We start from the raw sequence: 11484 nt of genomic DNA on the forward strand, positions 1-11484 counted from the left end.
CATGAATTCTTTTTAAAAAAAAGAAAGATTTTCCATTTAACTTCGTCATACTTAAGTGTAAGGACAAAAAGAACTCATGCTGCGCAGCATTTCTTTTTGGATAGGAGGGCGAAGATGCAGGAAGACCAGGAAATTATAGATCAGATACTGAACGGAGATAAGCAAGCTTTTGCCCTAATTATCGATAAATACAAGGGACGGGTATTTTCCCTTCTTCGAAAAATGCTCGGTCCATCGCCTGACATACAGGATATTGCCCAAGAGATTTTTATTAAAGCCTACAACCATCTACAGGAATATAAGCCTGAACACAGCTTTTCTGCCTGGTTATATCGAATCACCGCGAATCGGTCTGTCGACGAGCTTCGTAAACGCAAGCGTACACCTAGCTTAATCGATTTCGATTTGGAAATCGCCCATCGTGATACACCGGAAACCAGTTATCTGGAAAAAGAACGTAAAGCTTCTCTGGAAAAGTTGATTGAGGAGCTGGACCCAGATCAACGTGCGGTGTTTATGCTGCGACATCAGCAGTATCTGAGCTATGAGGAAATTGGTGAGCAATTATCACTCCCAGTGAGTACCGTGCAAATGCGTCTGCATCGCGCACGATTGAAATTGCGTAAAAGCCTGAACGCATCAAGAGAAAGGGGGGAGTCCTTGTATGAAATGTATGGAAACTAACCCTCTTAACGCATATATGGAAGGCCGGCTTCCCCAATCTGAAAGTATTCGGTTTGAAAAACATCTGGAAAGCTGCAAGGATTGCCAACTGCATTTGGAGCAATGGATAAGTAAACATGACGATTTTGAGGATTCATCGGAGGAAGAGGGATCGGATAAAGCGTTCATGCAAAATATTATGGATCAGCTCACACCATACACGCCTTCGGAAGAAACGGATCTCGCTGAAGTTGTGAAAAAAGCACCCCAACTAATCAATTGGAAAAAAAGGAGCCTCGATATTATGAAAAAAATCACGATTGCCGCCGTCGGATTGGCCGTAGTCATCTCTTTAGGAACCTATGTATCGCCTACTTTTGCGGAATACGTAAAAAGTTTTTTCAATAGTACTGAACAAGTCGATCCAGGGATGAAAAATGCTTATAACGAAGGTTTTGTAAAGCCGCTGGGTCTGAAAGTGACGGATCAGGGAATCACGCTGGAGGTAAAGGAAATTTTGGCGGATACGCTGCGGATTGCCATCATCTGCGAAGCCAAGGATCTAGACGGTAACCCGCTTGACTTGGAGAAAGTGAGGGACCTGCAGTTTATTATCAAGGACGTTACGGGGAATCCGTTAATTGACCCCAATATGGGGGGATGGGCTACCAGCAAGAAAGGCGATCAACTGATGATAGAACGGGCATTGACGGAGGCAATCACCGGAGAGAAGAAGCTGCCGGATGAAGTGATCGTTGAACTTAGCTGGAAGAAAATTGGTGAGGTTTCCGGGAACTGGGTGTTGAATGTCCCGATTGATATGGTTAAAGCCAAGGCCGTTACGAAGACGATAGAAATCAATAAGCAATACACAACTCCACAAGGGTTAATAATCGATTTGAAAAGAATGGATATGGCTCCAAGCTTAACGCTGCTCTCACTGGCAACCCAATTGACTCCGGAGATAGCTCAGCAGAAAAAAGAGATCATCATCGCCAACGGATTGGCGGAGGAGCTTAAGAGAGGTGAGCCACTCTTGCCCTTCATGCTTGCACACGAAATCCAGGATTATAAGGTCGTTTACGAGCTTCTTGACCAAGATGGCAAGGTGGTATCAGCATGGGATGAGATTAGCGATAAAAACCTGAGTATTCGAAAAAATAACATCAATAATGGGATGGGTGGTTTGGGAGACGCATCGGGTATGAAATGGTGGCACGCGTTTGCGCCTTTGATCGACAAACCGGAGCAGCTTACGTTCAAGCTTTATGCCATCTATACGAAAGAGCTTGCCGATTTCAGCATTAAGCTGAACCTTGCCGATTTAAATAAAAAACAGGTTGAGACAGTAAATAACGGAAGTAAGCTCACTTTTGGCAGCTTTTCTGTGAAAGAGGATGAGAAAGAAACAGACTTTGGCGGGCAGCCTGTCATGGGTAAAGGTGGAATTATTAACATTCAGGCAGAGCTTGCCAAAGATATAGTCGGACTGAGTGTATGGCAGGCTAAGGACGAGAACGGTAAAGAGTATAATGCAAGATTGGAGAAAAAGTCGACCTTAAATGAAAATGGTACTGTCAGCTTTCAAGGTGTGCTGGTCATTGATCAACTGCTTCAGCAGCCAAAGGAGCTGACCCTATCTTACCATATTGCGGAAAAGCAAAATAAAGATGTGAATTGGCAAGTGCACATCGATATGAATACAACAGAATCTACATCAATCGTTGGAGATATAGTCAAAGAGGAGGTTCCCGAAGAACTACAGCCAGCGAAGCCGCAACCAGAGCCGCAGCAGCCAACAAAGCCACAGCCGGAGCCGCAGCAGCCAACGAAACCACAGCCGGAACCGCCGCAAACAGCGAAGCCGCAGCCAGAGCCACAGCAGCCAGCGAAGCCACAACCGGAGCCACAGCAGCCAACGAAGCCACAGCAGCCTGTGAACGCTGAGGATGAAGCAGCTAAAAAAGGTTTTGGTCTCACTAATAATTTTGATTCGCTGTATATATCTCCGAAGGAATTAAAAAGAATTTATAATATTGATTTCATCGTTCATGATGCTAAGAAAGATAAGTATGGGGTTTATGAAATGGCTTTCTTTGACATAAAGAACCAAAAAGAACTGAGTGTCCTCAAATTTAACGATGTTGAAATCGGAACAATGATAGCTAGTGATGGTTTTCAATTCTTACAATTAAGTGACGGTCCTTACATCAGAATAGAAGATTTAAAGAAGAAAGGTATTATCAAATAGACGCCTTTACTGGTAACCTCATATTTGGAATGTAAAGTGCACCCTTTAGAATACATATTGGATAAAACCCTTAGGGAATCCGATGAATTCTAGGAGGTGCATTTTTCATATCCATTAAAGGACAAAAGTTTAAAGCTTATCCAGAAGAATTGAAGTAAGAGGAGGTTCGCCAGAATGTAGGGGAAGGAAGGCTATCAGGAGAAAAGAAGATATTCATGGTAATATTGCTTTTTTAGGCAACTTGTACTATAGTTCGAGGTGTTTGCAGGTACAGCTTCCAAACTATGGGGTAATTAATTGAATTTTGCATTGTTGGATTCTTTCAAATGGTAAGGGTATTCATTCATGGGTTTCGGCAATTGCTTGTTAACTTCTTCTAACCAACATTCATAAGGGGTGTACACCATGACATTACGCAACAGAACCATGAAATTAACAATCGGAAAAAAGTTAATGGGGTCGTTTTTAATTATTGCCATTTTGCTGGGGATTACTAGCGGCATATCATTCTATTACCTAAAGGAAATAGATCGCTTGGATACTGATTTAATTGAGAGACGGGCTTTGATCTTATCAAATGCTCAAACCATGCAAGTAGAAGCTGCCAAACAATCCAGTAGATTACGTGGCTATCTTTTAACCAAGGATCCGGAATATAAAAATAATTTACAATCATCCAATGATAATCTGTCGAGTCTGGTCAGTAAGACATTAACGCTGGCCCATAGCGCAGAGGATAAAGAGAGACTTCGCAAACTAGAAGAGTTCAATATACAGTTCAAACAAAAATATGAACAATTGCTTCAAATGGTTCAAAATAATCAGAATGCAACCGAGACGCTCGATTTTTATAATAATGTAGTGTTACCTGTAGGGAGGCAGCTAGAACCAGTTGCAGACGAAATGGCTAGCGAACAACAGAAACTAATGAATGAAGGAAGTAAACAAAATAGCGAGACCGTCGATACTGCAACTGCGACCGTTTCTATAATAAGCATTATTGCACTTGTACTAGCGATGTTAATTGGTTATTTTAGCTCGCGCATGATAACTAAACCTATTGTAGCTATGGAGAGATTTGCTGATAAGATCGCATCGGGTGATATTTCTATAGCAAATATTCAAGTGAAAAATAAAGATGAAATTGGGGCTTTGGCTAATTCTTTTAACCAGATGAAGGAAAATCTTGATCATTTGATTAGACAGATTAGTCTAAGTGCCGAGCATGTAGCTGCTTCCTCGGAGGAATTGACTGCAAGCGCAAAACAGACCAGCCAAGCTTCGGAAACCATTACTTCTACCATTCAAGAGGTCGTGGTTAGTGCGGAGAAACAGGCTTACAGTGTAGAAGAATGCGTACGAGCAATGGGGGAAATGTCCGCAGGAGTACAACAAATCGCTGCAAATGCACAAATAGCTTCTTCGGTATCGATGCAGGCTGCACAGAAGGCTTTAGAAGGAAATCAAGCCATTCAATCCGCAGAGGAACAAATGGGGTTCATCCATACTTCATTTAATCAGCTTGCCGATGAAGTAAAAGAAATGGGCGAACGTTCAGGTGAAATTGGCCATATTATCGAGGTGATTTCTGATATTGCAGCTCAAACCAATCTGCTTGCTCTAAACGCGGCAATTGAAGCTGCAAGAGCTGGTGAGCAGGGACGCGGGTTCGCCGTAGTAGCGAGTGAAGTTCGTAAGTTATCCGAGCAATCAACTCAATCGGCTGAGCAAATTACACAGTTAATTACATATATCCAAAATAGTATCGAAAAGACCATTCAAGCGATGCAGAGCGGAACCGAGGAAATTAATGAAGGTATCCGCGTCGTACAAACTGCAGGAGGAACTTTCGAAGAAATTAAAGAATTTGTAGACCATGTAGTTAATCAGGTCCATGAGGTTTCGGCCGCTTCACAACAAATGTCCGCCACTTCGGAACAGATCGTTCAATCTTGTGACGAGATTTCAGAGGGATCGAAAATAGTGGCTGCTGGCTCTCATAACGTATCAGCTGCAACTGAGGAACAATTGGCTTCTATGGAGGAGATTTCCTCATCTGCGGCCTCTCTGACTATAATGTCGGAAGAACTACAGGAGCAGGTTGGCAAGTTTAAAGTTGGTTAATGGAAGGCAAATAATTCATCCCCCAAAAGACTGTTGAGGGTTCTCAACAGTCTTTTTGCACGACTAACGTGGGGTTGTTTCATTCTTTAAAAGGAAACTGATGGAGTTCCAGCAACCATTTCCCCCTTTTCACAACAAAACCAACTATGTATGATGAATACTACAGAGTTGTTTGATATACAAATTTTTGCAAATTATTCATAGAAAGTGATGATAAGCTATACCAAAGACAGTGTAAGGTGTAATTGCGTTGGAGCATAGAACTTTATTTATCCTAAGTACAGGTGTAATATGGTACACATTAAATCAGTAAATATGTAAGATGGATATCCTTATTCGTGCGAATCCTCGATATGGTAGCGCATTCATTTATAAATATTTAAAAGTTGGAGGCTGGTAATGATGCAATATGAGTATTTGCTGCGTGTTATTTTAGCTGGAATTTGCGGTGCACTTGTAGGATATGAACGTAAAAACCGAATGAAGGAAGCGGGTATTCGTACACACTTTGTCGTTGCTTTGGGTGCTTCCCTTATGATGATTATTTCAAAATATGGCTTTCAGGACCAAACGGGATGGGAGAATCTAGCTTTCGATCCGTCGCGTATTGCTGCTCAGGTGGTGAGCGGGGTAGGATTTCTGGGGGCAGGTATGATTTTTATGCAGCGGCTGACCATCAAGGGACTTACAACTGCAGCAGGCATATGGGCTACTGCGGGAGTAGGTATGGCTATTGGGGCAGGCTTATACGTATTGGGGGCGGGTGTGGCCATTATCATTTTTGTTGCTCAAAAGCTTCTACATGGCCGCTTCAATTGGCTTGCTTCCCCCAAAACAGAACAACTTATTATTCGAATTACGAATGAAGCAGGGGCTACGCACAAAATTCAACAGCTTCTCGAAGAAAAAAACATTTCTATTCTTAGCTTCCATGCGGAAAGCAGCGGAAACAACTCAGAAGACATTACACTGGAGATGATTGTAAGGTTTCCGGGTTCTTACAGAGTGGAGCAATTGCTTCCGATCGTGCAGGAGGCTGGTTTTGTGAAAGCTGTCGAGCTCAAGTAGCTGAGAATCCGCGGATCAGATCGTGTTATCCTAATAAGTCAGCAATATCAAGTTTGTATACAACAAGCAGCTCCACGGGCGAAATCTCCCTAGAGCTGAATCTGGAACGGCAAACAGTTCAGGTGGAATGGAGCCAAGGAGGGTGCTCCGGGCAGCCGATCCTAATCGATAACTGTAATGTGAATGTCCACGCCTATGTCTGAGTATACCGACTCGTGGAGTCCTATCCACCGTCGGTCCAATATCCGCATTTTGTGCGGCCCAAAGCCCACCTTGGATACTCTCCTTGGTGGGCTCTTGGTATGCCACAATGAATTACTCCTTTTGCCTAATCAGCTTTGTTAGGCGACCTTCAGCCGTCCATTCCACTACATATATATCTCCACGGGAATCCACACATACCCCGTGAGGGGAGCTGAATTTGTCAGGTCTTAAGTACTCTTTGGGCAGGTTGGGCCATCCCTTTTGTTTGTACGCCTGTTGATCCTCCCCAAGATGGGTGATCAAACGATCATCCTTATCGAGAATCGTTACGCGACTGTTCAAATCGGGAATATAAACTTCATCTCCAAAAAAATAAAAGCTGCAAGGTAAATCCAGATTATGCTCCATAAAACGTTTGTGCTGTCCCTCCAAGGTGAATACCTGAATACGATGGTTTCTGCGATCCGCCACATAAAGCTCTGGTTCAATGCCGCGTAAGTTAACAGAAATCCCGTGCGGCTCCAGCAGCTGCCCCGGCTCGGAGCCGCGGCCTCCCCATGACCCAATATAGCTGCCATCCGCTTTGTACTGATGAATATAATATTGTCCATATCCGTCAGCCGTATAAATATCCCCGTTCGGAGCGACACAGACATCAGTTGGAACATAGCGGCGCGAGGCATCGTAAAGATCGGGACGGTCAGGCTGTCCTCGTTCCCATATCAGCTTCCCATCTGTAGTGGTTTTAACCAAGAGGCCACGCAACCTATCCGTGAAATACAAATATTCCTTGCCATCCTGATCCTGATGTAGATAGAAACCGTGGGCCCCACCCTCGAATTCCCCGCCCCATGATGTAAGAAAGCGACCCTCTCTGTCAAAAACGATCACAGCATCCTTACCTGTATGGTGCACATAGACGTTATCCTGCGAATCGACGCATACGCCGTGTGTAAAGCCATAAGCCATGTTTGCAGGCAACATACCCCAATCCTCGGCTATTTCATAGGCATGTGAAGCGCAACCTAACACGCGTGTATTCAATATTTTCTTATCTCCTCTCAATCGGGATTAAGTACGACATTTCCATTATTTTTGATATACAACTGGAAAATGCTCTCCCGCTAAAATATCCCCCTGCTTAATATCGACATACGGAAGCATAGGATGTTTTCCAGACGGCTCGTAGCGTGTGTGCCCTGGCATATAATGAACAGCAATGGCCCGGCGTTTCAAGTCAGAGCGGTTATTCGGGCTTCCGTGCCAGGTTAAGGAATGATGGTAGCCTACCTGGCCTTTCTTGATTTCAAAGGGAACCGCAGTTAGATCTGCTCCTACGGGTAATAACTCCGGTTTTCGATGATAGGGCATAAAGTGCTCGTTGCTGGCCAAATATTTTTGGTGGTCTCCCCATTTGTGGCTCCCCGGAACCATCCACATGCAGCCATTTGCAATAACGGCATCATCCAGGGCAACCCAGGCACTGACGAGATCGGCGGGTTGAATGATCGGCCACAACGGATGATCCTGATGCCATGCGGTTGGACCGCCCGTCACTGGAGGTTTGTATTGAATCTGATCATGCCATATGCGAAGGGTATCGGTCTGGCATAATTGGGCGATTTCTTCGCAAATACGGGAATGGCCTGCATGCTGCAGAAAGGCTTCGCTCACCATCCAGATATTTACTATTTGTATGACCTTCTCGTTGGCGACCATTTTCATCCCGTCATAGGCAGAGTCGCCTTCCTTCATATTACGGTTTAGAACCGGCTGTTTGACCGTTTTGCCTTCCATAACGAGATCCAACTCCTCTCGCAGCCGTTCAACTTCACTGTCATCAAGCATAACCTCTCCCTTCAAAAACCCATTTCGTTTAAATTCCCCGATTTGTTCAGCGTTCAGCATGTATAAATCCCCTCTCATTGAAACCAGCTTGTTTTTGGTGATATAGTTAAGTATAAGCGCTTCCAAAATGTGCGTATTTAGACAAATCCAACAGGCATTTACACTTTTCCAATATCTTTTTTAGGAGTGGCTTGCTTATGAACGTAGGTTCCCTTCTGACGCTGACCCCAACGATTAATTTCGCTCAACGCAGCCGAGCAGACGCACATGTATCCTGGGGTCCCAGAACGATTCCCGACTGGCAGTTTTTCTATGTTATCGAAGGAGAAGCCGAGCTTTTATATAATCAAAAGCGGCAGCGGATCAAGTCGGGGGAATGTGTACTATTGGGACCTGACAGTCCAAATCATCTAAGCACCATAACGGTGGCATTATTTTATAGCGTTCATTTTCACTGGTCTCACCCATCACCTGTACCCGTCCATCCGGCCTATCAAATAAAGGCTAGCTCCGCTGCGGACCTTTCCAAACAGGCTCCCATTTATCATATGGATATTCCCGCGTATGGCACTATAGCCCTTCCTCCCTGGTTTGATGTTCCCAAGCTGGAGCAGCTATTTCTGAGGATTGTGAATGAATATCAGCTGGAGCAACCAGGATATGCCTTTGTGCTGAGAGCCCTGCTGATGGAGCTCATCTCAGTTCTTATGCGTCATGTCCTTGATCAATCCTTAACCCGTAAGGTTAGTAAAATAGAGTCGGCGCTTCAAATCATGCGAATCCATCCTGAGCAGCAGTGGACGGTTGAACAGCTCGCCAGCTTGTGCGGATATCACCCGATTCATTTTACCAAGCTTTTTAAGGAAGAGGTGGGGAGAACACCCAAGCACTATTTAATATCGGAGCGAATGAAGCGTGCCAAGCAGATGCTTCTTGGTGAGCTGACACTTGGTGATATCGCCGAACAGCTGAATTACACCAGCATCCATTATTTCAGCTATCAATTCAAGAAGGAAACGGGACTTAGTCCAAGTGAATTTCGACAGCAGGGCAGCAGCCTGAACAACTAATTTTACAGAAAGACTTATTATTTCCCGCGCAATATCAAAGCGATAAGGGGAAATCCCATGAATAAGTTCCAAATCCCATTCATATATACTAGTGAAGGCATCTATGCAGCAGCCGGATATCACCTACAGCAGTGGGGGATGGTATGTAACCATTAATGAATGGGAGTGGTAATGGATGAAACTGCTTAAAACGAAAGTGGCTGTACTCGCGGTATGCACGGCATTGATGCTTCCGAGTGTAGTGGGTGCAGCAACGACAGCTGATCCGCTGAATACCCCAAATGTTAGTACGACCCCATCCAAGATTCCCACAATAACAGGAGAAACGAATGTAAACGGTATTTATGTTCCAGGTATCTATGCGATCAATAAAGACTCAAGAGTGGCTTACATTTATGGAGGCATAGGTGTAGTGGTTGTGAATAAAGGAACGGCCTTGCCGAAAGGTTCTTATTACATTAATTAATATAAAGGGTTTTCAACAACCTGCTTCATGAACAACTATCTATTGCCAGCAGCAAGCTAGACGCGGGGTTACGGTCATGCATCCGTAGCTTTGCGTTTTTTTGTGCTCAATCAGAGGAATTCCAAGACCTTTTATAGAATTGACAATTGAATGTTTGAAGCCTGTGTGCAATTTCATCTGATGATGCCGCAATTCTTGTACGTGCATCTCATGTAAGGTACACTAAAGATAGTGGTATAGAGTAATAATCGTATCTCTTTATATGCGCGTCTGTGTAGCGTCAAGCTTTAGTCTCCATTCATCAGAGAGCCAACTTTCAATTATGAAAGTTGGTTTTTTGAAATAAAAGTACGTAGAAGGAGTCTGCGAAATGGAAAAAGCACAAACAAATGGAGATTTTCAGGGATTTGTGGCGCTTCATTACGATGCTTGGTTTAGTGATAAGAACAATGTATTGGAATATTCTTTTTTTAAAGATTATGTGGTGGACAACCAGGGGCCGGCTTTGGAGGTAGGCTGCGGCACAGGGCGGATGCTGTTGTCATTCGTGCAGGAAGGAATGGATGTGGATGGAGTCGATTATTCCGAAGATATGTTGAAGGTTTGCCAAAGTAAAGCAGATCGGCTTGGACTTGTTCCCACGCTGTACCATCAATCTATGCAGCAGCTCGACCTGCCAAGGAAGTATCACACCATTTTCATACCTGGAAACACGTTCAATCTGCTGTTCGATCGAGGAGATGCGATGGAGGCTTTGCGGCGTCTGCATAGACATTTGGTTGTAGGGGGTCAGCTGGTTTTGACGCTGATCGTGCCGAGAAAGCAGATATTGAACGAGCAGTCTGATATATGGGGCCTAATCGCCGAGGTTCAACGCGAGGACAAGGCTACAATCAGATTGAGTGAACGGGTTGTACTGGATTATTGGGAGCAGCTCAAAACGAATTACAATAAATATGAAGTGTTCATCGAAGGCACGCTCGTCGAAGTTTATGAGGACACCATTCAAATGCGTTGGTTTTATCAATTCGAGTTTGAGCTCATGCTGAAGGCTGCCGAATTTAAGAACATCCAGTTCACCTATGCACAAGGGAACCGGTCGTATATGTCAATAAGCGCATGTAAGTAAGGATGAAATATCGGATTATCCACTTTTGTCTGAATCCGTATAGTAGCTGCTTTGAATAAACTTCTCTATAGCTTGAACCCGCGATTTGACCCCTAATTTGGCATAGATTTTTTTTAAATAATTATCGACAGACCGCTTGCTTACGAAAATTTCGTTAGCAACCTGCTCTTGGGTTGATCCCCTGACAACCAAGGTCATAATTTGGATTTCATCTTTGGTAAGCAGCGCTTCTTGAGCAGGCAAATTATTCATCAGCCGCATGCCGCGGTATAGAGACAAAGGAATCATCGTGTAGCCGTCCATAATACATCGGATCATGTTCTGAATCACACGCTCACTGGACTCCTTGGAAATAATGCCACTGACTCCAAGCTCAATCAATTGGTTATACAAGTCAGATACATCTATACCCGTAAAAATAACAATATGCGTATTGGGAGATATATCCTTGATTTGTTTGGCTACGCTGCTTCCAAATTGATCTGGAAGATTGTAATCAAGCATAATCATGTCGGGCTTGTGGAGTAAGGTCATCTCCAGACATGACTTTCCGCTAGCTGCTATGCCTATCACCTGGATATTTTCTATTTGTTCTAAAATCATTTGCGTTGCTTTGGCCATCACTGGATGATCATCGACAATAAGTACACGTTTCAGCATC

General features: G+C 44.0%; 10 protein-coding genes. 7 read left to right on the top strand and 3 right to left on the bottom strand.

What is annotated here, in order from left to right:
* The first annotated feature begins 114 nt into the window (after positions 1-114).
* The 4 genes from BM210_RS22310 (at position 115) to BM210_RS22325 (ending at position 6106) form a co-directional block, all read left to right on the top strand.
* A complete protein-coding gene (locus tag BM210_RS22310; RefSeq protein WP_091173665.1) occupies positions 115-684 on the top strand; it encodes an RNA polymerase sigma factor in 570 nt (189 codons plus the stop codon).
* A complete protein-coding gene (locus BM210_RS22315; protein WP_091173667.1) occupies positions 665-2914 on the top strand; it encodes a DUF4179 domain-containing protein in 2250 nt (749 codons plus the stop codon). The genes BM210_RS22310 and BM210_RS22315 overlap by 20 nt, the downstream gene beginning before the upstream one ends.
* A gap of 405 nt (positions 2915-3319) precedes the next feature.
* A complete protein-coding gene (locus BM210_RS22320; RefSeq protein WP_256223924.1) occupies positions 3320-5038 on the top strand; it encodes a methyl-accepting chemotaxis protein in 1719 nt (572 codons plus the stop codon).
* 399 nt (positions 5039-5437) lie between these two features.
* Positions 5438-6106: an MgtC/SapB family protein gene (locus tag BM210_RS22325; protein ID WP_091173669.1), complete on the top strand. Its 669-nt coding sequence runs from the start codon at positions 5438-5440 to the stop codon at positions 6104-6106.
* Positions 6107-6421: 315 nt separating this feature from the next.
* On the opposite strand, the gene BM210_RS22330 is transcribed toward BM210_RS22325, so the two are convergent.
* Together BM210_RS22330 and BM210_RS22335 are read right to left on the bottom strand one after the other, a co-directional pair.
* Positions 6422-7354, bottom strand: coding sequence for an NHL repeat-containing protein (locus BM210_RS22330; protein ID WP_091173672.1), 933 nt, complete (start codon positions 7352-7354; stop codon positions 6422-6424).
* Between the two features lie 45 nt (positions 7355-7399).
* Complete coding sequence (locus BM210_RS22335; RefSeq protein WP_091173677.1) at positions 7400-8218, bottom strand: phytanoyl-CoA dioxygenase family protein; 819 nt, start codon at positions 8216-8218, stop codon at positions 7400-7402.
* A 137-nt stretch (positions 8219-8355) separates the two neighbouring features.
* Here BM210_RS22335 and BM210_RS22340 point away from each other — a divergent pair, with 137 nt between their 5' ends.
* From BM210_RS22340 to BM210_RS22350, 3 genes are all read left to right on the top strand, one after another.
* Entirely contained in the window at positions 8356-9228 is an 873-nt protein-coding gene (locus tag BM210_RS22340; protein ID WP_091173679.1) for an AraC family transcriptional regulator, read from the top strand.
* Between the two features lie 175 nt (positions 9229-9403).
* A complete protein-coding gene (locus tag BM210_RS22345; protein WP_091173682.1) occupies positions 9404-9694 on the top strand; it encodes a hypothetical protein in 291 nt (96 codons plus the stop codon).
* A gap of 370 nt (positions 9695-10064) precedes the next feature.
* The gene (locus BM210_RS22350) at positions 10065-10823 is read left to right on the top strand and encodes a class I SAM-dependent methyltransferase (RefSeq protein WP_091173684.1); all 759 of its coding nucleotides are present in this window, start codon (positions 10065-10067) and stop codon (positions 10821-10823) included.
* 15 nt (positions 10824-10838) lie between these two features.
* On the opposite strand, the gene BM210_RS22355 is transcribed toward BM210_RS22350, so the two are convergent.
* Entirely contained in the window at positions 10839-11483 is a 645-nt protein-coding gene (locus tag BM210_RS22355) for a response regulator transcription factor (RefSeq protein WP_177237951.1), read from the bottom strand.
* Position 11484 lies beyond the last annotated feature (1 nt).

It is taken from the genome of Paenibacillus sp. 1_12 (genome assembly GCF_900114475.1).
Taxonomy (GTDB): Bacteria; Bacillota; Bacilli; order Paenibacillales; family NBRC-103111; genus Paenibacillus_S.